This window comes from Chryseobacterium sp. OSA05B (assembly GCF_019970065.1).
Classification (GTDB): Bacteria; Bacteroidota; Bacteroidia; order Flavobacteriales; family Weeksellaceae; genus Chryseobacterium.
Map to the genome: position 1 here is coordinate 478835 of NZ_JAHXYH010000001.1, position 23308 is coordinate 502142.

Consider the following 23308-nt stretch of genomic DNA (forward strand, 5'->3'; position numbering starts at 1 on the left):
TATGGAAAATAAGATTTCAAAAGGTGAATTGCTAGAAGAGTTATTAAGAAATTATTTTCTTAATTTAGGATACTATGTTGTTAGAGGGGTGAAATTCAGATATGAAGATAATGACATAACTGACGTAGACTTATTCCTTTATGATAGATCTTCAACTTTAAGTAGAGAAAGAATTAATGTTGATATTAAAAATAAAAAACAACCTCAAGCCTTTGAGAGAATCTTGTGGGCTAATGGTTTAAAAAAATTGTTAAGATTTGATAAATGTATTGTCGCGACAACAGATAGTAGACCTATAATTCAAAAATTTGGTTTAATACATGATACAATTGTTCTTGATGGTAATTTTATTTCAAAATTAAAAAATAACACCCTTACAGATAGGTTAACGGAGGATGAATTTTTATTGAAATTGGCAAAATATAAAAGCTACAAAAAATTCCCTAATAAAGATTGGAGATTTTTATATGAAAATTCTAAGTCAAAGTTACTAAACGAATTAGATTACTCTGGTTTCAACTCAAACCTTTTTACACTACAGTACCTTTTTGAAACAATTATTACAGATGTACAAAAAAGAGAAGATGCTACAAGGTTTGCTTATGCCATAATCTCTCACTTACTAATTATGATGGATTTTATTTTGAAAGACATCACATTTTTAGAAACTAATAAAAAAAATGAACATTTAAGAGATGGTTTAAACTACGGTAATCTAGGTAAAGATGGAGTTGATGAAATAATCAATATTGCAGTAGCTTTATCTGGAAAAAGTCGTAACTATTACAATGATAGTTTTAATTCTTCTCAATATTTAATTCTCAGTGAGTTTTTCTCAAAAAATGAAATCCTTAGAGGAGTTTTTAACTGGGCGAAAATTTTTGAACAATTTGCTTTTAAATTAGAATTTACAAGTCCAAACATGTTAGATTCTGTTTGTAAAGCAATTATATCTGTCTTTTTAGATTATTTCAGTATTGACAGAACAGTTTTTTTTACTGCACCTTATGAGATACAAGGAAAGCTACCTTTAGGGGATAATAGAGAATAGGCACAAAATTTGTAGTTTTGCGCAAAGACATAAACGAAAATAAATAAGTGTTAGACTTATTTGCTTTGTTAAATAAAATTTGGCGATTTTAAAAGTAACAAACCGAGCAGATAAAGTTGGACACCCACCCCTATGGCGTGGGCTGTTCTGCTTTGGTTTGTTAGGTTACGCCAAATACCTTTTTAACAAAGCGTGAATTAGCTCACGCTTATTTTTTTGCCTAAATCAAGCATAAAATTTAATAAAAATGGGTATTTTATTTTCCACAGACACAGTACGAAGCCTTAATAAGAGGCAAAAACTCGCAATGCTCACAGTTGTAAAATCAATTTCTGACAATGCAACAGACTTTACAAAAAAAATTAATCAACAAAAAATCCTTATCAAATACCTTTCAATATTTGAGTTGACTGATATTGCTATTTCAAATTATGAACAACATTTGACAAGAATTGATTTAAGAAGCCTAACCACGAATCAACGAGATTACTTCATTGTAATGGGTCATGAATTACTCGGTGCAATTCAAGATAGAAGATTAGAAGACTACAACATCTTATTTGAAGCTTTTCAAAGCTACGGTAATATCAGTAGTTCAGAATTTTCAGGCACAATTGAACGCTTACGAGGAAACAGCTATTAATATGAGCCGATTATTTACATTCTCTTTTTTGACAATATTTATAATATCTTGTTCAAGCAATGGTCGGGGCGAACTTGAAATCAATTGGGGAATTATTGGCTTACTTGCGTTTATTGCATTTGGATATTTTTTAAGCAAAAAAGAAAGAAGAGCCGAAGAAGAAACCCGAAATCTTAACGAACAAGTCAGAAATCAAAGGGGAAATCCATTGACACAAAAATTTGTCTTCAATTATAGTAAAATCAAATTTACCCACGAAATAACTTTCAAGCCGATTCAAATTGCAACAGCAGAGGTTTACAAAGACAGATTTGAAATTACAATTTACCCCTACTCCGAATATTCGGGAACTTACGTTATTGTCAAATCTCAAAAGCAGGGCGACGGAATCCTAAATACAGTTATCAAAGTTGACGGTGGGAATTTTTCTCAATACAATTCTCAAAAGCCTTGTTTCGTTCACATATCCGAACGAGCAAACATTCTTAAAATATTTGATGAAAATCGAATTGGAATAATCTTAAAATTTTAAATACATGAAAAAATTAATTTTTACTTTACTATTAGCATTACCAACATTTTATTTCGCACAGGAAGAAAAACCAAAAGAATCACCAAACGCTAAAGAGTGTGATTTACCAAAAGATTTTAAAGAACCAATCAAAAATAACAGATTAAAAAAATTTGTTGCCATTGACAACGGAGTTGATGAAAAAGAGGTAATTATTATTCGAGCGCAAAATGGCTTTGGAAGTGGGATTTATACAGCTTGTGTAAAAGGACAGTCAATCCAATATCAAAAAATGGGTACAGTTTTTATGCGTGAAGGGAAAAACCCTTTTAATAACGCAAAATGATATTGCAGTTTCAAAGCAGTTGTATACCACCATTTGAATACAAACAGTACAGCATTTGGGATGATATATCACTTATTTTGATACTGTTTGTATATCTCATTTTGTATATCGGAAGTGCTTATTACCTAATGAAAGGGTTGAAACTCACAATCAATACACTGAAAAAGTACTTCAAAAAAGAAAAATGCTAATGCTTTAAAACCTGTTTATAACAGGTTTTTTTCTTGTATTCACTTAAAAGTAGTAGTAATTTGTAATATTTATGGTTTCCCATAATTCAGAGATTGCAAAAATTCTTAAATTGTTAAAAAATAAAAACTAATTCCTAAAAATGTTTATATCACAAATTAAAATTGAAAATTTTAGAAATTTCAAAGAGAAAACTATATTATTCAATGATGGCATCAACGTTATTATTGGGCATAATAATTCAGGAAAGTCTAATCTTATTAAAGCTCTTTCTTTAGTACTGGACAATCAAAGGTCAAAAAAATTAGATATTGACGATTTTAATCAAAATATTACTTTACCAGAGCTTAAAGCTAATCCCCCTAAAATAAGTATTGAGGTAACAATCAAGAAAGGTAGCTTTGAAAGTGAAGATGATTTGGTTACTGTAGCAAATTGGCTTACAAAATTAGATGTTAATTACGAAGCTAAATTAACTTATGAGTTCTTTTTACCCGAAAAACAAATAACAAGCTATAAAGAAAGATTAGCCGAAATTCCTGATGACACTTCAGACGCAATTTTCAAATGTTGGAAAACTATTAAGCATGATTTTTTGAGGTTTTATACTCATAAAATATGGGGAGGAGATGTTCTTAATCAAAATAGTGCAGATTCAGAATCATTGAACAAATTTGATTTTCAATTTTTAGATGCTATAAGAGATGTTGAAAGAGATATGTTGACAGGCAGAAATACTCTTTTAAGGGAAGTTTTTGATTTCTTTATGGATTATGATATTAAAATTGATTCGACAAAAGATTCAGCACAAAAACACGGAGAAATAAAGGTTAGAAAAGTTGATTTTTCTCATAAAGCACAAGTTTTAGTAGATGACTTAAATGTTAGAATAGCATCTGGTAAAACAGAAATACTTTCTTATGCCAATGATACAGGAGCGTCATTCAACAATGCTAAACCAGATTTTGAGGGAATAATTTCGGAATTAGAAATGTACAATGTTTTAAAGTTAATTGTTGAATATGAAAGCGGAATAAAAATACCTGCAACACATAATGGCTTAGGGTATAATAATCTAATTTATATGTCATTGCTACTCGCAAAAATGCAAGTCAATGCTGATGCCAACTATTTAGATAATAATGCAAAGGTCTTTTCAACATTAGTAATAGAAGAACCAGAAGCACATTTGCATCCTGCAATGCAATATAAGTTTCTAAAATTTTTAAATGAAAATAAAAGAAAAAGAAAAGTAAGGCAAATATTTGTGACAAGCCATTCAACACATATTACATCTGCTGTAAACTTAGATGAAATTATTTGCTTACATAATGATGGTAGTCAAACAAACGTTGGTTATCCTTCTAAAACTTTTGTTGATGCAGCAGGAGTAATACAAGAGAATAGCAAAAAATATGTTGAAAGATTTCTTGATGCAACAAAATCAGATATGCTTTTTGCACAAAAAGTCTTATTTGTTGAGGGACTTGCAGAACAAATTTTAATGTCAATTCTTGCACAATATCTTGATAAATCATTAGAAGATAATCATGTAGCTATCATTAATATAAATGGAAGATATTTTGACCACTTTTTATATCTCTTTGATACTAGTAAAGAATTTGCAATTTCAAAACAAGTTGTTTGCTTAACGGATAAAGACCCCCAAAGAAAAAATAAAACTATAACGGGAGCTCGATTTAATAAATGTTACCCTTTTGAATATGATATTGACTCTACTACCTACGAATATCAGAGAAATAGTATTGATAGTTCATACAATGAGGGAAACCATCCCAACATAACCTTCTATTCACAAAACGATGCTCAGGGTAAGACTTTAGAATATGAGATTGCATATCATAATCCTAATTCAAAACTAATCTTAACAGATTTCATTGATAATCGAGAAGAATTAGAGGAATTGATGAGGTTGTATAATGATGGTACTTCAACAATTGCACAATTCATTGAGGAATTGAGAAAGAGTAAAGAAAATGACAGAATTATTGAAAGTATTAATAATGTAACTACTTTATCTGACGATGAGAAGAAAAGGTCAATAATTGCTTCTCGTTATTTAAATTCAGTCGGAAAAGGCGAAAACGCTTTAGACCTTGCACTAAAATTGAAAAATAATCTTGAAAAAAGAGGAACTTCAGAATATCAAGATTTTATAATACCTGAATATATACAAAAAGCAATTAATAAGTTATGTCCGTAATAGAAATAGATTCAGATACATCATTGACCAATGTTGATACTCATTTTAAAGTTTCAGCGGGTCCAGGAGCAGGAAAAACATATTGGATTGTCAATCACATAAAAAATATTCTTTCTAATTCTGACAAATTAGCTAAAACAAGAAAAATTCTTTGTATTACTTACACAAATATTGCTACGGAAACAATATTAAAAAGATTAGGTAATGCGTCTGTGCAAGTTGAAATTTCAACTATTCATAGTTTTCTTTATAATCATATTCTCAAACCATATGCTTCATTTATTGCGAGTGATTATGATTTAAATGTCTCTTCGATTGATGGTCATGATGATATAATATTATCAAACTACAGTTTTCTTAATAATTGGAAAGTTCGTACAAGGCAACAAAGACTGAATGATGATAAAATAATTATTAAAGCATTTAATAATTTGAAATGGAAATTCAATGATGAGGGCGAATTAGTTGCAAAAACCGATTACCCTTTTACGATAGGTGGATATCCTATTAGAAATGATTCATATATGGAATACAAAAAGATGGCGTGGGAAAAAGGAGTTATTCATCATGACGATGTTTTATTTCTAAGTTATCAAATCATTAAAAAATTCCCTTTTGTATCATCAGTCATTTCTGCAAAATTTCCCTATATTTTGGTTGATGAATTTCAGGATAGCAATCCGATTCAAGTTGAAATATTAAAAGAGTTGGCAAATTTATCTACAATAGGAATTATTGGAGATGTTGCCCAATCCATTTATGAATTTCAAGGAGCAGATTCCGAGCAATTCAATTCTTTTAATTTACCTTCACAACAAAACTTCTTTTTACTACATAATAGAAGGAGTTCGAACGAAATAATAGACTTCTTAAACTCAATAAGAACCGATATCACTCAACAATATTATAGAAATATTACTGTAGATTCACCTACCTTACTTGTTGGTGATATGGTTTCCGCACTTCAAGAAAGTAAACGTGATTGTGATGGTGACATATATACTCTATCATACAAGAATATAACTTCAAATGCATTAAAGGCAGAATTAAATGGAACAGGAATAAACGATAACTTGCTCGAAGAGCTTAGATATAATGATTCTAATAAAGACAGAGTTAATTTAATTTATACTTGTGTAAAAGCTATTGCATATACTAAAGAATCAAAATTTAAAGATGCCCTAAACACATTTGAAAAATATTTTAATTTTAAAAGTGATAAAATAAAAGGAAGGAAAAAAGCATTAAAATACATTTCAATTTTAATGGAGAACTATGAAACATATAAAACCTATTCTTTACTTGAATTTTCTAACTTTATAAAGGATAATATTGACACTACATTAGTAAAAGTTTCCAGAGGAGCAGTAAAAACTCATTACGAAAATCATACTTTTGAGCAGTACTATTTGTGTGTTAAAATTCCAGAAGATAAAAGTTTTCATAAAACTATTCACAAAGCAAAAGGTGACGAATTTGATAATGTTCTATTGATATTAACTGACGAAAATGACCTCAAATTTATAACTGAATCAAACTTACAACATGACGAAAAACATAGAATAAGATATGTTGCTGTAAGTAGAGCGAGGGACAAGCTATTTATTAGTGTACCAACTCTAAATAGTAGTTTAGAATCACAATTATCAACAAATTTCAATCTTAACATTGTTAGGCTTTAAATAAAAGTAGGAAAATGATTTCCTACTTTTTTGTTTTAAACAACAGTTACGGTTGCTTATACAGTGTCCGTAAATTAACTATCCAATAACTCTTCAAATTTAGTATTCATAAGGTCTAACAATGTATTTTTGTGTTCCAATAAATTATTTTTATCAAAATATGGATAGGCTTTTTTTGATTCAATTTTGAATTTATCGTCATCCAATTCCGACCAAAACTTATGCGCACAATATTTGTATAGCTTGTTTTTCTTGTAGCTTGTGAATTGTCTGTTTTCAATATCATCTACGCACATTAGCTTAAATTTCACAAGATTGTATAGCTTATCATACAAGAAAATAAGATTATCTCTATCTTCCAAGTCACTTAGTACAAAGATTCCATTTTTATTGAATTCTCTTTTATCTAAAAACTTAACTTCAACTCTCAAAATATTCTCTCCATTACATTGTTGTCTACCTTTGTGGTAAATTTTCAATCTGTAATTACCTTTTTCAAATTCTTTATACACTTGCTCATCATTGGGTGGAGGTAATTTTGAAGCAGGGCAAAAATCGTAAAGCACACATTCATTAAGAATAAAGTGGTCTAAATCAAAAGGTAATCTTAAATTCAAACCAAATTCTAAACTTTGTGAAAGGTGTAGATTTTCAGGAGAAAATTTAATTTGCTCCTCCAAAAAATCAATGGAATTTACAATCGCCGAGCGACTAAAATCATTATAATTCCCATCAATGTTATGCACAAACTTATTATAAAAATGATGTAAAGAATTGTGGATATATGCTCCTTGATTGGTAATTTTTAGCTCCATATTTTCAAATTCCTTTTTGTATGTCTCATACAAAACAACTTCATTTTTAGCCTTATCAAATCGAGAATAACTGATTTTTTCAAGATTGTAATTTTCTTTCATAATTTCAAGAATTTCATTGTTATTGGGAAAATATGCTTTGATGTAATCTATCATGTCTGTAGAATTAAGATTAAACATATTTTCTATTATCAAATCCCTGATTTACTTCAGCACTAATCATTGAAATTGATTTGTATTGGGTTCCCGAAGCAATTTCGTTGATTAGTTCACGCTTCAAAACAAGAAACTTATTGGTAATCTTACATTTGTAAGCAGGAATTAGTCCTGAATTAATCTTTTGAACTATTACTCGCTCGTTCATATCGAGAAGTTCCGCAACATCTTTTACTGTCAAAACGGCTTTTGAAAGAGCTATTTCACTTAATTTTTCTAATTCTGTTGTATAAGCAGTTAAGTATTTTTTTACTTCTGTCTGCACCAATTTTTCGATTATTGAATCGAAATTTCCGTTATGACTGGATTTCGTCGTGTTATGTTTTACTTCCATAACACAACACCCATCAACAATTTAGCAATAGTGCCAAAAATGAAAAAACTCCTACGTTACCATAGGAGTTTTAAAAAGTTAAAAATCAGCAATTTATAATCATCAATAAAATATCAATTCATTTGTAATACCTAATTTTATTAATAAAATATAATTTTTTTGTAAAAAATACAAAGTAGGAGTTTGTTATTTTATGCTTACTATTTCATCAAAAATCCTGAAGGAGTTTTCAATGTTCAAAACATCCAATTGGTTGGTTGAATATTTTAAATCTTTTAGCTTATCAGAATTTACTTCAGCATTATCTTTATAAATGAAAAAATCGGATAAAATCTTCCAATGTGTATTATTTGTTGAGCTAATAATATTTTTATCATTCAAAACTTTATAAAAACTTCTTAGTAGTGAAGGTGTCTTAAGCCAAATAATTTTATCTCGTTCTCTTCTTCGATTATTGAACAAATCATCTACTTGTTCATAAGTTGTTATATTTGAAATAAACCCATTACCTATCAAGCTATTTTTAATTGAATTTATCACAACTTTTCTCGCTTCATCAGTTAATCCCTTTTTAAAATTAGGTCTATTTTCTATTTGAAAAGATTGAATTTCTTTTTTAGATGGGTAAACAAGTTTTTTTAAAGCATTAAAATTATCTTTAGATAAATAATCAACAAAATTAGAATAGAAATCACGAAAAATATCTAAATAGATTTCTTTAACAGTAATTCCATATTTGGAAAATACATTTTTTTCCCTGCGAATTGCATCGTCTAAATCATTGTAATCACTCAACAAAAGTTCAGTAAGTTTGTTAATATAATTAAACTTATTCTTTGACAGGATATACTCGTGCCGAAGCAAAGTTTGTGATTTTATCTTTTCTTTTAATAAAGCATTATATAAAGGTTCAAAAAAAGAAACCATTTTAAGTTCTCCGTCTTCACCTTCAATTCTCATCTTACCCTCAACTTTATACTCAAATTCATATTCTTTAACATTGATAAAGTAATGATATGCTATAAGATAAAAGTAATCACCTCTAATGAAGATATTTTTAAACATATCAAAGTCCTCTATTTTTGTCTCATCAATATTTAAACCTCTTGGACGTAAACTTTCTTTATCCCAAAAGAAATAACGAAACTTTGAAAATGGATATACACCAAATTCCACTTCATTTTTGTTCCCTTCTTCAAAATGTTGAAATAGCGGAGAGAAATCAAAATCATTATCTAAAACAGGTAAAAAATCTATCATATTCCTAAAACTATATTATTAACTGTACTTGCTTTACGACTGTCAACAATTTTTGCGTAAATCTCTGTAGTACTTACATTCTTGTGACCTAACATTTTAGAAATTAGATAGATATCTGCTCCTGCTTCCAATTGCGCAACTGCATAAGACGTTCTAAAATTGTGAAAAGTAACTTTCTTTTCAATTTCAGCTTTTGATAACCATTTCCTTAAATTATCATTAAGTGAGTGATATGCAATTCTATCGAAAACAAAATCTGTTCTAAATTTTCTAGCTCCCATTAGCTTTATAGCTTCTTCTGAGATGGGATGATACTGAAATGCTGACGTTTTCTTCATCCTGAAATATATGTAATTGATCCCCTCTCTTTCAACCACATCACACCACTGTAAATTATTAATATCACTATGTCTCAAGCCTGTTAAAAAGGCGAAAATGCAATATTTCTTTAAGACTTCATCAGAAAAATCAGTAGTAAATAGTTTTCTGCATTCATTTAATGTTAAAAAGTTTTTCATGGGTTCTTCTTCTTCAATCCATTCTATTCGTCCCTTAAAGCTTTTAGAAAGAAAGTTTTCTTCATAAGCCATTTCTAGAACCTGCATAAATCTGATGAAGTAGCTTGCCGCTGAATTTCTACTAATTTTACGCGTCGTACTTCTTAACTGATAAGCATTAAGTAATTTAGATTTAAAATCTTCAATGAGAGCTTTGTTAATATCTTGAAAAAGAACATTTCCATAACATTTAACAAAGTGTCCGTAACAACTACTCCATGCTCCTTCAGAACTGGTTGCATTCTGTGCTTTTTTCTTAAAATATTCCGTAAAGATTTTACTTTTGTTTTCCGCCAACTCTAAAGCCTTCAATTCTGTTTCGCTATAAATATCTGGATTGATGACTTCTTTAAACCTTTTAGCTCTGTACAACTCAATCATTTCATTAGTTTCCCTGTTATGCTGTTTTTGAGCGGGTGTCAAGGTTAGTTTCTTAGGATTACCATTTTTATCAGTAACTATTTCAATTTTTGACTGTTTCTTCCCACTTGCATCTGTATAATACAAAGTCTCACTTTGAAATTCATTATAAATAAAATAACTCGTTTTTTCATAGCGAGTCTTTTTTCCAGTTTTTCGATTGAAAACAGGAGGATAAAAATTTAGTGAAAGATTGCTCTTATTTCCTTTTACAAGTTTTTTTAGCACTGTTACTTTTTTACTCATTATTGAAGATTGTATTTACTAAGTTTTTGGGAACATAAACATTTTTACCTTTTGGAATTTTCGGAATATTATGTTTTTTGCATAAATGATAAAATGAACCTGAACTCACTTTAAATGCGTTTAAGACTTCATTAATCGTATAATAATTGTCATCACAGAAATATGGTAAATTATATTGTTTTTCTTCGTTATTTTCGGCTTTTTGCGTAAATAGTATATCCAAGTCAACCTTTCTAATTCTAACCGATTTAAAGCCTTCTAATTTGCTTAATCTGCCATCTTTTAACATTCGATAAATTGACGTTCTACTAATATTGAGTAAAAGCATAACTTCTTTGATGGATAAGTAATCTTTCTTTTGAATTTCTTCAATATCATAACCTTTAATTTGTACTTCCAAATCCTTATCACTCGCCTGAATCTTTTCATCACGCTTTTTCTTTTTGTAGAATTTCTTAGCACAGTCATCGGAACAGCATTTTGTTGTAGTCTTTTTAGCTACAAACCTATTTCCGCAGAATTGGCAAATTTTATTGACTTCCATAACGCCTAAATTCTCCCCAAGAATGTTTCACATTGTTTCCCCATGTTTCTCATTGTTTCAAAATGTAACATTTTTTAACGATTAAATTACAAATTTTATTCCAAACCAAATTCATAGAAACGAAATAGAAACAAATAGAATGTATATATTCTACAATATTAAATTCTAAAACGAAACAGAATGCAAATAAAAAACCCCTTAAACATTACATTTAAAGGGTTTTTCGTATTATTGCAATTGTAATCAATGTACAACCTAAAACACCGTCTACTTTCCGATACAAAACTTAGAAAATATATTCCCCAGCACCTCATCATTCGTCACTTCACCTGATATTTCTCCGAGATGTTCTAATGCATTTCTCAGTTCATAGGCCAGCAGCTCTGTAGAGATCTGGAAAGAAATGGCTTCTTTCACTTTATGGGTCGCATCAAGAGATTTCCGAAGGGCTTCAAAGTGTCTTTGATTTGTGATCACTACGTTATTTTCCTGAGATTTTAACTGTTCAACGTAAGAAGACAGTTCGTTTTTCAGATCCTGAATATTTTGGTTTTCTACCGCCGAAATTCTGATAAAATCAAAGTCCTGACTAATGGCATTTCTGAAAATATCTTCTACCGCTTCATATTTTGGAGGCAGCACTTCGTCAATTTTGGTCGCACAGATAATCAGTTTCAGATCTTCTCTCTGTAAAGATCTGATCATTTCAATATCTTCGGAATAATCTTCGGTAGCAGCATCTGCAAGGTATACCAGAATATTCGCGTTCTCCACTTTTTCTTTGGCTTTCTTTACCCCGATGGCCTCTATCTCATCAACTGTTTCACGAAGTCCTGCTGTATCGATAAGACGGAATGCGTGACCTTTAATATGTAAGATTTCCTCAATGGTATCTCTTGTTGTTCCGGCAATATTGCTTACGATGGCTCTTTCCTCTTTCAACAGGGCATTCAGCAAAGTAGACTTTCCGGCATTGGGTTTTCCGATGATGGCCACTGCGGTTCCGTTTTTAATGGCATTCCCGTATTGGAAACTTTCAATAAGAGAATCCAGTTTCACCTCAATTTTATCTAAGAGTCCGTTAAGCGCTGACCGGTCTGCAAATTCCACATCTTCTTCAGCAAAATCCAGTTCAAGCTCGATCAGGGAAACAAAATTCAGAAGATCTGTTCTCAATATCGATATTTCATTGGTAATTCCTCCTTTCAACTGATTGATGGCTACTTTTCGGGAAGCTTCATTTTCAGATGCAATCACATCCGCAATAGCTTCTGCCTGCGAAAGATCAATCCTTCCGTTGATGAATGCGCGAAGAGTAAATTCCCCCGCTTTAGCCATTCTTGCCCCGTTTTTAATCAGGGTTTCCAGAATACGTTTTCCGATATGCGGGGACCCATGAAAAGCAATTTCCACAGAATTTTCTGTCGTAAAACTTTTCGGAGCCAGGAAAATAGAAAGCATCACCTCATCAATCGCTTCCTCCCCATCCATAAAATAACCGTAATGAATGGTATGAGACTTCTGCTTTTCCAGTTTCTTGCCCGGAAAACTTTTCTGGACCACCGGTAAAGCATCGTTTCCAGAAACCCTGATAATACCTAAAGCTCCTACTCCATTGGCCGTAGCCAGTGCGCAAATCGTATCGTTATTCATTGGACAAATTTACGATTTTTCAGGCTAATTTCTGATGACCTCTTTTATACAGATTGTCTATTCCTTTAATCGGAGCTTTTTTGAATTTTCTCCGTTGGGATAATGCAATGGCGCAAAGTTCAGTAATCTTTGTGCCATGTCATTATTAAAGCCATCTCAAATTAGTGTCCATTTGTGTAAAAAGTTCGTGACATTCGTGTTTAAAAAAATCAGCAAAATCTATCTGCAACCCAAATGACACTTTTAAGATGAGATTGCTTCGTCACTTCGTTCCTCGCAATGACGGTTTATTTAAGCCGCCTGCCCAACTCTTTCACTTGTTGAAGCCATTGAGTCCGCTGCACTTCCGTAGAATTTCTTATAACTCCAATATAAGTTACTTTCACAGGTTTTACCCCACAGAATTCCAGCGTTGATTTTTTCAGCTGATTCACACTGGGCCTTCCATAAAACAGCCAATAATACCATCCCGGCTGATCCAGCGTCGTCATAATGTGTGCCGTTTTTCCTTTCAAAAGCTTATCCCACCAAACCGAGTTTTCTCTGTATTGATAGGTAAATCCCGGAAGAAAAAGCCGGTCCAGAAAACCTTTCATCAGCGCAGGCAATCCACCCCACCAAACCGGATGGATCCATACCAGATGATCTGCCCATTGGATTATTTCCCAGGCTTTCAAAAGATCAGGCTCAAGCTCCATTCTTTTCTGATATCCAAAATGAAGAATGGGATCAAAATTTAATTCAGCTATGGTGATCTCTTTCACTTCTGCTCCGACCTTTAAAGCGCCTTCTTTATAAGCTTCAGCAATTCCGAAATTGAAGGAATCTTTATTGGGATGTCCGTTGATGATGGCTATTTTTTTCATGATCCGGACTGTATATTGATGGTTTCATAAGACTTTAATTTCTCCATCAATGACAAAGGTTGGTGCAACTGATGACTGAAGTAAATTTTATTTTCATGAGAGTTATTCAGCAGTTCTTCTGTGTGCAGTACGGCAGAAAGAGCCGTTAATTCCGCCTGTCCTTTTGTACTCTGCAGGCTTAATTTTTTATTCCCGCTCGATGTTTTTACCATAATCTCAAATACTGACTGATCCCCATTTCCACTCGATCCGAAAATCATTTTTCTTTCCTTTAATGACAGAATACTGAAAAGTCTTATTTTTTGAAATGCTCCTAAAAGCCATGTGATAAACTTTGAATTGTATGTCATTTTTACACTGACATTGGGAACTTTTTCAATCTGATTCAAAATATACAGATCCGGGACATCAAAATTATACGCTTCCCTTTTCCCGATTCCAAAAGAGAAATCAAATTTTTCGGCATCTAAGAAGTGTTTGATCGGAACGCGGCGGTTGTTCTCATACCGGATAAAAGGTTTTGCCACGTTTTCAGCCATAAAATGTGCTGAACTTTCTCCCGCAAGGTCCTTCACTGAATAATAGACAAAGAGTTTCACTTCCCGAATATCTTCAGTCTTTGCGAGTGTTTTCACCAAACCGTTAACGATACCTCCCATCCATCCGGAACTGAATACAATCCTGCTTTTGATGGTACTTTCTTTAGCCACATCATAAGCTTTGACAAGATCGGGAGTAGGTTTTGTAATGTCTAAATAATCAATTCCGTTCGCAATGGCGAACTTGAGAATATGATCCGACTGATCATTCACCGAAAGAATAATCAGACTTATTTTTTTATCGGAAATTACCTGAAAAGTACGGGGATCAGTCACATCGATCTTAAGATCAGTCTCTGTTTTTCCTCCTTTTCTTCCGCCCACGAAAACAGGTACCTGTGGATTTCTCGATTTCAAAATACGGATAATGGTTTTACCTACCAGACCATTTCCTCCAATAACCAGAATATTGTGCTCCATTTATTTTTTTTTACAAAAGTATAGAGCAGCTTCACCCTGGTGTAGGACAAATGTCTAAAACGGGAAACCATGAATTAAACCTTTATCGGTTTTTATTTAACGTGAGTTTGAGTTAAGACATTTTTTTAGATATCAGATTTCAGATTTTCAACTGAGATTAAGAATGTCAATCGTGAATTTTGCTTCGCAAATGAATGGTGAATGCTAGAATCGAGATTTTAAATATCAGATTTCAGACATCAGACGATAATTTATTAACTTAATTACTACCAACCAGCAACTAGTAACCAAAACTCACCCCGAAACTCATAATTCATAACTCATAACTCTCTCCCAAATCCGTTATTTAGAAAATATATTTTGATTTTAGATCGTAACTTCTTTCCTGATCCGGCTCAGATGTCTTTGGGTAATACCCAGATAAGACGCCAGATACTGCAGCGGAATTTTCTGAACATAATCCGGCTGATTGCCCAACAGAGCCTCGTACCGCTGTGCAGCAGTGTCTCTCTGGAGCTGGAAAAATCTTTTCTCCAATTCCAGATATTCCTGTTCGGCGATCATCTTTAGAAATTTTGTCCAGTTAAGATCATCCTTTACCAGACCATCTACGGCATCTTTTTTTAAAACCATCAGATCAGCATCGGTAATAGCCTGCATATTTTCTCTGCTGGGACTGTCTGAAATAAATGATGAATAGCCCGCCATCAACTGATTGGGAAAGCGGAAGCAGTAGGTCATATCTTTTCCGTCATCTGAAATGTAGTAGGAACGGAAAATTCCCGACATTATAAATGCAATTTCTTTACATTTTTCGCCTTCCTGTACAAAAAAATCATTTTTATACACTTTCCTGGTTTCAAAAAGCTGCAAGAAATCTTTGATCTCAACTTCTGAGAATATATTAAAGCTTCGGAAAAAATCTTCTACCATGGTTTCAAAATTAGAACTTATAATCCTGTCTGGTTTTCTATAGTTTTAGCGAAATTAAGCAAATCAGAGATAATCCGCAAAAGTAGTGTTGATGTGCTCTCGCAGATTTCTCTGATAATGTAGATCTAATTAATGCTTTTTGAAACATTAAATTCAATGAAGGATGTAAGGTTAGTTAAGAAAAATCAAATAATTTTTTAAGTTGTAGGTCTTAAAGCAAAGCAAAAACTTAATATTCTTAAAAGCTTAACACAGAATCTTAATGGTTTGAATTTTTTCTTACAGTTGATACGAATAGAGCGGATTAAAAAAAAAGTAAAAATCTGCACCATCTGATTAATCTGCGTGAAATTTCAAAATCATATGATCTGTTCCATTACCTTCATTGGAATCAATAAAAATTGATTTGACTAGTCGGATGTTGTAGGTTTATGATAAAAAATAAAACCACTTCAGAACGAAATGGTTTTATCTGCTTTGAATTTACTAAGTGTATATGAAGTTATGAATGATGTCTTGTTACTGATGCAAAGATAGATCACACTGTATGGCTTTCTGTCAGGGGAATCCCTAAAATTATATCCGTGAAAATACGGTTGTATCTATAAAAAAGCCCCGCAGAGGATTCCGCAGGGCTTCAAAGATTTATCTAACAATTATTAATGTTCAAAGTTTAAATCCGATGGTTAAGGGGTAAGGTTCAATCTCTTAGTCATATCAAAACTGACAATTAACTATTCATAATTGACTCTCTCCACCATTCACTTTATTAAAGCGGGCTTACCAGTTCAAGGAACCATTCTTTAACTTCTCCTTCCAGGTATGGACCTAATTTTTCCTCACAAGTCTTGTGATAGCTGTTCAACCATGAAATTTCCTCCTCAGAAAGAATTTCTTTTACAATCGTATCTTTAAAGAACGGGCAGAAAGTCAGGGTTTCAAATTCATAGAATGTTCCGTGAATTGTTTTTTCTGCTTCCTTTACAGCGATCAGGTTTTCATGGCGGATTCCGTATTCTCCTTCAAGATAATACCCCGGTTCATTGGAACATACCATTCCCGGAAGAAGATCCTGAGCGTTCAGGTCTTTTCTGATATTCTGAGGACCTTCATGAACATTCATGAAACTTCCTACTCCGTGGCCTGTTCCGTGGTTGAAATCTTTTCCTTCCATCCACAACGGAAGTCTTGCAATCGCATCAAGATGAACCCCTTTTGTTCCTTTTGGAAATTTCACCATAGATAAACGGATCAGCCCCTGAAGCACCAAAGTTGAATTTCTTTTGAACTCATCAGAAAATGCTCCTAACGCTAAAGTTCTTGTAATATCAGTCGTTCCTTCCAGATACTGTCCTCCTGAATCTACCAGGATGGTTGCATCATTGGTAACATCCTTGCTTCCTTCACTTTTTGCAGAATAGTGCATGATCGCCCCATTATCTTTATAGCCTACGATGCTTCCAAAGCTTTCGCCCACAAAGTTTTCACCTTCTGCACGGAAACCTCCCAGTTTTTTACCGATGGAATATTCGTTCATGGCTTCTTTTCCGGCAGTATGCGTCAGCCAGTAAAGGAATTTCACCATTGCAACACCGTCTCTTACCATGACCGTTCTGAATCCTTCCAGCTCGGTTTCATTTTTCTGGGCTTTCATCAGATTACCCGGAACCGGAGCTTTTATAAACTTGTTGTCAGCTTTTAACGTTTCATAGATCATTTGGTTGCTGTTCGGAGAAACCAATACCTTTTCATTTTTGAATGCACTTAGATAGTTGTAAAACTCTTCGTAAGGCATCATTTTCACAAAGGAATCATCCATCTGCTTTCTCGCAGGCACTTCTAGTTTTTCAAGATCAGTGAATAATACGGCATCATTCTTTGTGATGACGATGTATCCTAAAAATACAGGGTTACTTTCTACATCACTTCCTCTTAAATTCGAGGTCCAGGCTACATCGTCCAGACTTGAAATAACATGTACGGTCGCTTCCTGGTCTTCCATTTTCTGACGGATAGCTCCCAGTTTATCGGTCACCGATTTTCCGGCTCTCTCCACAGGATGTACAAAAATTGGATTTTTTGAAGGCGTTCCTCTGTCTTTCCAGATTTCCTTCAATAGCGGAAGATCTGCTAAGCTTATATTTTTTGACTGCAGTTTTTGAGAAAGCAGTTCCCAATTGGCATTTGATGTCGCAACAGCATTAACCGCTACTTTTCCACCCGCTGGAATTTCAGAAATGATCCAGTCGATATAGTTGGGAGTTCCTTCAATTCCATCTTTAAAAAGATCAATTCCGGAACCGTCCAGTTCAAGAGCAGCCTGGGTAAAGTACCTACCATCTGTCCAAAGCCCTGCTTTATCTTTTGTAATTACCACAAAACCTGCAGAACCCAAAAATCCGGAAAGCCAAGCTCTCTCCTGCCATTCTCCGGGCAGATACTCACTCATATGCGGATCTGCAGAATATACTATAAATGCATCAACATTATTTTTCTGCATTTCTTCACGAAGTGCAACAACTTTTTCCTTTGAAGTCATTTTTTTCTTTTTTAAACACCGAAAGTTACGAAAAAATTGAGGTTTAGAAATGAAATAAGCGACCTATTTTCGTTAATGATTTGTTATTTTTTTGTTTAAATAGGGATGTTTTTTGTTTAATGATTATGAATGCTTTTGAGAAGCTGTTGTTTTAAATTTTAAGCTCTTACTTATTTTGGAGATGGAGCTGATGTTTGAATTTTACTACATGTTTCTAAACCTTATAGGTTTGTTGGTTACAAAGTTTTGTTGATTGTTTTTAAATACAAATGACACGAATGTTTAGCACAAATAATCACTAATCTGCACTTTCTTTGCCTATTCTTTATGATTTACAATTAATAATTTTAGTCAACAAAAATTTTTCAGCTTTATGATTAACCAAAAATAATTGGCAATATTGATTAAAATACCCATTTACATACCACAAAAACATCAATATTACTAAAGATATAAAGTTTTGGAAAGATTATTGCTACTATTCACCGTATGAGCGAGCAGAATTATAAAAATCACAGGAAATTTTATCCACCCCATCATTTCATTTATCTTCCGATATTGATCATACTTGAAATTTTTGGAATATATAAAATCTGGGACAATCCCGAAAATCAACTGACCTGGATTTTGTTTTCGATTGTCATTTTTCTGCTTTTCTATCTGGCCTTTATGACCAGACAGCATTATGCACTGGGACTTCAAAACCGTATGGTGATGCTTGAATTTAAGCAACGTTATTTTGAAATTTTCGGACAAAGATCCGATGAAGTGGCTGATCAGTTAAAATTCAGTCAGATCGCTGCCCTAAGATTTGCTTATGATGAGGAATTTAAAGAGCTTCTCAACAGAGCCCTTAAAGAAAATATCTCCGGGGATGAGATCAAGCGGTCTATCAAAAACTGGAGAGCCGACCACCAAAGAGTCTAATAACATCAAAATATTTATATCATGAGAAAGTTGACCTTATACAGTATAACTCTATTAACATTGCTTACGCTGACAAGCTGTGAAGCAATAGAAACTATTTTCAAAGCAGGAATGTGGTGGGGAATTATCCTGGTCGTTGCAGTTGTAGTCATCCTTTTTCTGATTTTTTCGAGGGGTAAAAACTCTTAACCATTTTTTATGGAGAAGAATACGGATCTGGAGATTATTTCCCACCTGAAGCCTTCAAAGATTGTCAAAATCATGAAGGATCCCGAAGCTTCCGCAAAGGCGGTACATCTTGTATATACCACCGATGCGGAAACGGCCGGGATCACGCGTAAGAAAACAGGAAAAAAGTATTCGTATTACAAAGATGGCGAAAAGCTTAAAGACAAAGAGGAAATCACCAGGATCAACAAGCTGGTCATCCCTCCTGCCTGGGAAAATGTCTGGATCTGCGCTTTGGACAACGGACATCTTCAGGCAACTGGTTTTGATGTAAAAAAAAGAAAGCAATACCGGTATCATCCGCTATGGAGTGCTTTAAGAAATCACACCAAGTTTTACAGAATGCTTCAGTTCGGGTATGCATTGCCTGATATACGGCTTCATGTAGAGCAGGATCTTGCTTTGAGGAATTTTGAGAAAAGGAAAATACTCGCGCTCATCGTAAGTCTGATGCAGCGTACCAATATCCGTATCGGGAATAATGCTTATGAAAAGCTGTATGGCTCATTCGGTTTAACAACTTTGAAAGATAAGCATGTAAAAATCAACGGTCAGAAAATGACTTTCTCTTTTAAAGGAAAGAAAGGGATCATGCACAGTATCGATCTGAAAAGCAAGAGACTTTCAAGGCTTGTTCAGAAGTGTAAAGATATTCCGGGAAGAGAACTTTTTCAATATTTTGATGATGAAGGAAACCGCCATTCTATCGATTCGGGAATGGTGAATGACTATATCAAGGAAATAAGCGGAGAAGATTTTACGGCCAAAGATTTCAGAACATGGTCCGGAACCGTAAGTGCCCTGATCGCTTTTAAGGAAATAGGGTATGCTGAAAATGATTCTCAATACAAAAAGAAGGTGAAAGAGGCGTTGGAAATCGTCGCCGAACATCTCGGAAATACCAGTACGGTCTGCCGGAAATACTATGTTCATCCTCTGGTAATCAATCTTTACGAAAATAATACCATCAAAAAATATATTGATGAACTGGAAGACATTGAGGAAAATGATGGAAAAGCCAGTCTTACCCAGGAGGAAAAACTGGTACTAAAGATTCTGGAGAACGAAAAAATGTAGGAAGGATGGAAGATAGAAGTTGTTGAAATCACTCATATCAATTTTTCACCTTCAACTTCATTATCATCCATCAAATAAAATTCAAATCCCGAAACTCTCAAACCCTAAAACTCTCCCACTCTCAAACCCAGCCCCCTCAAACCCTCTTATTCACAAACTGCGTCCTGTATTCTTAAGACTTAATTCCTGCTATTTTGTTGATCATCCAATTGCTACACGTGTTTTGATGTTTTCATTTATATAAGTGTTCTAAACCGGTACACCTTCACAATAACTCTAAAAAATCAGGCTAATAAAATACTGAAACCTATCATTTTCTGTTGATTAAAAAAGCTATTTTTGAACTATACGCCTGTGACAAATTTCATTGTATAAAGACGTGTGATTTTTTTTCTTTGCTTTAATTATTGTAAATTTGTATACCAACATATTGATAATTTTAAAATAATACAACATAATATGTCAAAAGCAATTTCGCAAGTACCATTTGCAGTAAACGAGCCGGTAAATTCTTATGTACCGGGATCTCCAGAAGTTAAAAGCCTTATCGCCACTTACAAAAAAATGTGGGCTGAGAAGATAGAAATTCCAATGTTCATCAATGGAAAAGAAGTGAAAACAGACGAAAAAGTTCAGCTTCAGTCTCCTCAGGATCATGCTCATGATTTCGGGTTTTACTATAAAGGTACCATGCAGCATGTAGATGACGCCATCAACGCGGCATTGGCAGCTAAAAAAGAATGGAACGAACTGGGCTGGGAACAGCGTGCAGCTATTTTCTTAAAGGCAGCTGATCTTTTAGCAGGACCTTACAGAGACGTGATCAACGCTGCAACGATGATCGGGCAGTCTAAGAACGTACACCAGGCTGAAATTGATGCAGCGTGTGAGTTTATCGATTTCTTAAGATTCAACGTAGAATTCATGACCGAGATGTATTCTGAGCAGCCGGTTTCCGACAGCGGAATCTGGAACCGTGTAGAGTACAGACCATTGGAAGGTTTCTGTTTTGCAGTAACGCCATTCAACTTTACAGCAATTTCAGGAAACTTACCTACGTGTATGGCTATGCTAGGAAATGTAGTGGTTTGGAAGCCTTCTGACAAGCAGGTTTATTCTGCAAAAGTGATCATGGATGTATTAATCGAAGCGGGCCTTCCTGCAGGGGTCATCAACATGGTTTTCACAGATGGAAAAGAAACGGCTGAGAAAGTATTGGCTCATCCAGATTTTGCAGGTCTTCACTTCACAGGATCTACGAAAGTATTCCAGGGAATGTGGAAAATGATCGGAGATAACATCCATAACTACAGAACCTATCCAAGAATCGTTGGAGAAACAGGTGGAAAAGATTTCGTGATCGCTCACCCGTCTTCTAACGTAGAAGCAGTAGCTACTGCTTTGGTAAGAGGTTCTTTTGAATATCAGGGACAGAAATGTTCTGCGGCTTCAAGAGCTTATGTACCTAAATCTCTTTGGGCTGATGTGAAAAAAGTAATGGAAACTCAGATCAACTCAATTAAAGTGGGTTCTCCTGAAGATCCGTCGAACTTCGTTAACGCAGTTATTGACAAAAATTCTTTCGAAAAATGTAAGGGATACATCGACAGAGCAACTGCTTCCGGTGAGGCTGAAATAGCAATCGGAGGAAAAGTTGACGATTCTAAAGGATGGTTTGTACACCCAACGGTAATCGAAACTACGAATCCTCATTACGAAAGTATGGTAGAAGAGATCTTCGGACCTATCCTCTCTGTTTATGTATATGAAGATCAGGACTGGAAAGAAACATTAAAACTGGTAGATTCTACGTCTCCTTATTCACTGACAGGTTCTGTATTCGCACAAGACCGTTACGCAATCAACGAGGCTTTCAAAGCTTTGGAAAACGCTTCAGGAAACTTCTATATCAATGACAAGCCAACTGGTGCCGTTGTTGGACAGCAGCCTTTCGGTGGCGGTAGAGCTTCAGGTACCAATGATAAAGCAGGTTCTAAAATGAACTTACTGAGATGGACGTCTGTAAGAAGTATCAAAGAAACTTTCGTTTCTCCAAAAGACTACAAATACCCATACCTGGGATAAGAGTTATAAGTTATGAATTGTGAGTTATGAATGATAAGTAATGAGCAATGATTAATAATAGGCCCTGGAGTTTTTCCGGGGCTTTTTTATGGGTAATGAGCAATAAGTAATGAGTAATAATATCGGAGTGATAAATAATTCAAAATTCATAACTCTCCTATTACCTTCAACCTGCTACCTATCATGTGCCACCTAAAACCTACTCCTTCTAACACCTTTTAACAAACTTTATCTATGTTTTAATACTTTACCTTACCGCTTAGGAATAGTTATTGAACTTTAATGAGTACACTAAAAATAAAATATTATGAAAAAGTTATTGTTAGCAGCCTTTGGTTTAGGAATAGTCGTTGTGAGCTGCGGAACCAAGGAATCTACCATGTCGACGAAGAATTCGGATTCGGCAGCAGTGAATACACAGACCATACAGCCGGCAGCAACGGATACGGCATCTTCAAAAAAGATGAATCCTGACCCTGCTACCACTAAGGTAGATTCAACGGCAACAGTAGTTCCGGCAAAATAGATACAACTCAAGTTTAATCTTAATATGGAAAATCCGCAGATGAAAGCTCTGCGGATTTTTTTTGCTTTTACAATCCCAAATAAATAGCAGATTTTTTTTATTTATTGTTCTCAGAAAGCTCTTAATATTTTTCTATATTTGATTGTATTAAACATCAAAATTAAGCATTATGAAAAAATTATGGATAGGAGCTATTCTGGGGGTTATGTTTTTAGGAAGCTGCGCCCAGAACAAGGAAAAAAGAGAAGAGTTCAAGGACGAGCACAATAAAGATTCTCTGAGAAACAAAATGGGGGATTCCGCTGTTGCCAATTCTGAGCCAGCTCCGGTTGCTAAGGATACCGCCAAAGTGAAAACCGACAGTTTAAAGACTAAATAAAATAACAAATCCGCAGCTATGCTGCGGATTTGCACTTA

General features: G+C 33.9%; 22 protein-coding genes. 12 read left to right on the forward strand and 10 right to left on the reverse strand.

The window, feature by feature from the left end:
* Position 1: 1 nt before the first annotated feature.
* The 6 genes from LC419_RS02070 (at position 2) to LC419_RS02095 (ending at position 6646) form a co-directional block, all read left to right on the forward strand.
* Entirely contained in the window at positions 2-1051 is a 1050-nt protein-coding gene (locus tag LC419_RS02070; protein WP_223605787.1) for a hypothetical protein, read from the forward strand.
* 247 nt (positions 1052-1298) lie between these two features.
* On the forward strand, positions 1299-1694 hold the full coding sequence (locus LC419_RS02075) for a hypothetical protein (RefSeq protein ID WP_223605788.1): 396 nt from the start codon (positions 1299-1301) through the stop codon (positions 1692-1694).
* A 1-nt stretch (position 1695) separates the two neighbouring features.
* Positions 1696-2226, forward strand: coding sequence for a hypothetical protein (locus LC419_RS02080; RefSeq protein ID WP_223605789.1), 531 nt, complete (start codon positions 1696-1698; stop codon positions 2224-2226).
* 4 nt (positions 2227-2230) lie between these two features.
* Positions 2231-2551, forward strand: coding sequence for a hypothetical protein (locus tag LC419_RS02085; protein ID WP_223605790.1), 321 nt, complete (start codon positions 2231-2233; stop codon positions 2549-2551).
* Positions 2552-2882: 331 nt separating this feature from the next.
* Complete coding sequence (locus LC419_RS02090) at positions 2883-4964, forward strand: ATP-dependent endonuclease (protein WP_223605791.1); 2082 nt, start codon at positions 2883-2885, stop codon at positions 4962-4964.
* Positions 4955-6646, forward strand: a complete 1692-nt coding sequence (locus LC419_RS02095) for a UvrD-helicase domain-containing protein (protein ID WP_223605792.1) — start codon at positions 4955-4957, stop codon at positions 6644-6646. The genes LC419_RS02090 and LC419_RS02095 overlap by 10 nt, the downstream gene beginning before the upstream one ends.
* Positions 6647-6720: 74 nt before the next feature.
* On the opposite strand, the gene LC419_RS02100 is transcribed toward LC419_RS02095, so the two are convergent.
* The 10 genes from LC419_RS02100 to LC419_RS02145 all read right to left on the reverse strand — a co-directional run bounded on the left by LC419_RS02100 (position 6721) and on the right by LC419_RS02145 (position 18048).
* A complete protein-coding gene (locus LC419_RS02100) occupies positions 6721-7617 on the reverse strand; it encodes a hypothetical protein (RefSeq protein ID WP_223605793.1) in 897 nt (298 codons plus the stop codon).
* A 16-nt stretch (positions 7618-7633) separates the two neighbouring features.
* Positions 7634-7942: a helix-turn-helix domain-containing protein gene (locus tag LC419_RS02105; RefSeq protein WP_223605794.1), complete on the reverse strand. Its 309-nt coding sequence runs from the start codon at positions 7940-7942 to the stop codon at positions 7634-7636.
* Positions 7943-8197: 255 nt separating this feature from the next.
* Positions 8198-9271, reverse strand: coding sequence for a hypothetical protein (locus LC419_RS02110; RefSeq protein WP_223605795.1), 1074 nt, complete (start codon positions 9269-9271; stop codon positions 8198-8200).
* Positions 9268-10494: a site-specific integrase gene (locus LC419_RS02115; RefSeq protein WP_223605796.1), complete on the reverse strand. Its 1227-nt coding sequence runs from the start codon at positions 10492-10494 to the stop codon at positions 9268-9270. The genes LC419_RS02110 and LC419_RS02115 overlap by 4 nt, the downstream gene beginning before the upstream one ends.
* Positions 10487-11038: a helix-turn-helix domain-containing protein gene (locus tag LC419_RS02120; RefSeq protein ID WP_223605797.1), complete on the reverse strand. Its 552-nt coding sequence runs from the start codon at positions 11036-11038 to the stop codon at positions 10487-10489. The genes LC419_RS02115 and LC419_RS02120 overlap by 8 nt, the downstream gene beginning before the upstream one ends.
* Before the next feature lie 267 nt (positions 11039-11305).
* Positions 11306-12691: a tRNA uridine-5-carboxymethylaminomethyl(34) synthesis GTPase MnmE gene (mnmE, locus tag LC419_RS02125; RefSeq protein ID WP_223605798.1), complete on the reverse strand. Its 1386-nt coding sequence runs from the start codon at positions 12689-12691 to the stop codon at positions 11306-11308.
* 287 nt (positions 12692-12978) lie between these two features.
* Complete coding sequence (locus tag LC419_RS02130) at positions 12979-13557, reverse strand: NAD(P)H-dependent oxidoreductase (RefSeq protein ID WP_223605799.1); 579 nt, start codon at positions 13555-13557, stop codon at positions 12979-12981.
* Positions 13554-14576 (reverse strand): saccharopine dehydrogenase, encoded by a 1023-nt coding sequence (locus LC419_RS02135; protein ID WP_223605800.1) that lies wholly within the window; start codon positions 14574-14576, stop codon positions 13554-13556. Before LC419_RS02135 ends, LC419_RS02130 begins: the two co-directional genes overlap by 4 nt.
* Positions 14577-14942: 366 nt before the next feature.
* Complete coding sequence (locus LC419_RS02140) at positions 14943-15509, reverse strand: Crp/Fnr family transcriptional regulator (protein ID WP_223605801.1); 567 nt, start codon at positions 15507-15509, stop codon at positions 14943-14945.
* A 769-nt stretch (positions 15510-16278) separates the two neighbouring features.
* Positions 16279-18048 (reverse strand): aminopeptidase P family protein, encoded by a 1770-nt coding sequence (locus LC419_RS02145; RefSeq protein WP_223605802.1) that lies wholly within the window; start codon positions 18046-18048, stop codon positions 16279-16281.
* 489 nt (positions 18049-18537) lie between these two features.
* Here LC419_RS02145 and LC419_RS02150 point away from each other — a divergent pair, with 489 nt between their 5' ends.
* From LC419_RS02150 to LC419_RS02175, 6 genes are all read left to right on the forward strand, one after another.
* The gene (locus LC419_RS02150; RefSeq protein ID WP_223605803.1) at positions 18538-18975 is read left to right on the forward strand and encodes a DUF6526 family protein; all 438 of its coding nucleotides are present in this window, start codon (positions 18538-18540) and stop codon (positions 18973-18975) included.
* A 21-nt stretch (positions 18976-18996) separates the two neighbouring features.
* The gene (locus tag LC419_RS02155; protein WP_223605804.1) at positions 18997-19164 is read left to right on the forward strand and encodes a phosphatidate cytidylyltransferase; all 168 of its coding nucleotides are present in this window, start codon (positions 18997-18999) and stop codon (positions 19162-19164) included.
* A 9-nt stretch (positions 19165-19173) separates the two neighbouring features.
* Complete coding sequence (locus LC419_RS02160; protein WP_223605805.1) at positions 19174-20280, forward strand: DNA topoisomerase IB; 1107 nt, start codon at positions 19174-19176, stop codon at positions 20278-20280.
* A gap of 459 nt (positions 20281-20739) precedes the next feature.
* A complete protein-coding gene (gene pruA, locus LC419_RS02165; protein ID WP_223605806.1) occupies positions 20740-22365 on the forward strand; it encodes an L-glutamate gamma-semialdehyde dehydrogenase in 1626 nt (541 codons plus the stop codon).
* Positions 22366-22672: 307 nt separating this feature from the next.
* Positions 22673-22891 carry a cytochrome C551 gene (locus tag LC419_RS02170; protein ID WP_223605807.1) on the forward strand — a complete coding sequence of 73 codons (219 nt, stop codon included), beginning with the start codon at positions 22673-22675 and terminating at the stop codon, positions 22889-22891.
* A gap of 169 nt (positions 22892-23060) precedes the next feature.
* Positions 23061-23270, forward strand: coding sequence for a hypothetical protein (locus LC419_RS02175; protein WP_223605808.1), 210 nt, complete (start codon positions 23061-23063; stop codon positions 23268-23270).
* The last annotated feature ends 38 nt before the right edge of the window (positions 23271-23308 follow it).

What these genes read in the sequence shown, in the direction of transcription:
- LC419_RS02070 (WP_223605787.1), top strand. Translation starts at nt 2, where the DNA reads ATGGAAAATAAGATTTCAAAAGGTGAATTGCTAGAAGAGTTATTAAGA.
- LC419_RS02075 (WP_223605788.1), top strand. Translation starts at nt 1,299, where the DNA reads ATGGGTATTTTATTTTCCACAGACACAGTACGAAGCCTTAATAAGAGG.
- LC419_RS02080 (WP_223605789.1), top strand. Translation starts at nt 1,696, where the DNA reads ATGAGCCGATTATTTACATTCTCTTTTTTGACAATATTTATAATATCT.
- LC419_RS02085 (WP_223605790.1), top strand. Translation starts at nt 2,231, where the DNA reads ATGAAAAAATTAATTTTTACTTTACTATTAGCATTACCAACATTTTAT.
- LC419_RS02090 (WP_223605791.1), top strand. Translation starts at nt 2,883, where the DNA reads ATGTTTATATCACAAATTAAAATTGAAAATTTTAGAAATTTCAAAGAG.
- LC419_RS02095 (WP_223605792.1), top strand. Translation starts at nt 4,955, where the DNA reads ATGTCCGTAATAGAAATAGATTCAGATACATCATTGACCAATGTTGAT.
- LC419_RS02100 (WP_223605793.1), bottom strand. Translation starts at nt 7,617, where the DNA reads ATGATAGATTACATCAAAGCATATTTTCCCAATAACAATGAAATTCTT.
- LC419_RS02110 (WP_223605795.1), bottom strand. Translation starts at nt 9,271, where the DNA reads ATGATAGATTTTTTACCTGTTTTAGATAATGATTTTGATTTCTCTCCG.
- LC419_RS02115 (WP_223605796.1), bottom strand. Translation starts at nt 10,494, where the DNA reads ATGAGTAAAAAAGTAACAGTGCTAAAAAAACTTGTAAAAGGAAATAAG.
- LC419_RS02120 (WP_223605797.1), bottom strand. Translation starts at nt 11,038, where the DNA reads ATGGAAGTCAATAAAATTTGCCAATTCTGCGGAAATAGGTTTGTAGCT.
- mnmE (WP_223605798.1), bottom strand. Translation starts at nt 12,691, where the DNA reads ATGAATAACGATACGATTTGCGCACTGGCTACGGCCAATGGAGTAGGA.
- LC419_RS02130 (WP_223605799.1), bottom strand. Translation starts at nt 13,557, where the DNA reads ATGAAAAAAATAGCCATCATCAACGGACATCCCAATAAAGATTCCTTC.
- LC419_RS02135 (WP_223605800.1), bottom strand. Translation starts at nt 14,576, where the DNA reads ATGGAGCACAATATTCTGGTTATTGGAGGAAATGGTCTGGTAGGTAAA.
- LC419_RS02140 (WP_223605801.1), bottom strand. Translation starts at nt 15,509, where the DNA reads ATGGTAGAAGATTTTTTCCGAAGCTTTAATATATTCTCAGAAGTTGAG.
- LC419_RS02145 (WP_223605802.1), bottom strand. Translation starts at nt 18,048, where the DNA reads ATGACTTCAAAGGAAAAAGTTGTTGCACTTCGTGAAGAAATGCAGAAA.
- LC419_RS02150 (WP_223605803.1), top strand. Translation starts at nt 18,538, where the DNA reads ATGAGCGAGCAGAATTATAAAAATCACAGGAAATTTTATCCACCCCAT.
- LC419_RS02155 (WP_223605804.1), top strand. Translation starts at nt 18,997, where the DNA reads ATGAGAAAGTTGACCTTATACAGTATAACTCTATTAACATTGCTTACG.
- LC419_RS02160 (WP_223605805.1), top strand. Translation starts at nt 19,174, where the DNA reads ATGGAGAAGAATACGGATCTGGAGATTATTTCCCACCTGAAGCCTTCA.
- pruA (WP_223605806.1), top strand. Translation starts at nt 20,740, where the DNA reads ATGTCAAAAGCAATTTCGCAAGTACCATTTGCAGTAAACGAGCCGGTA.
- LC419_RS02170 (WP_223605807.1), top strand. Translation starts at nt 22,673, where the DNA reads ATGAAAAAGTTATTGTTAGCAGCCTTTGGTTTAGGAATAGTCGTTGTG.
- LC419_RS02175 (WP_223605808.1), top strand. Translation starts at nt 23,061, where the DNA reads ATGAAAAAATTATGGATAGGAGCTATTCTGGGGGTTATGTTTTTAGGA.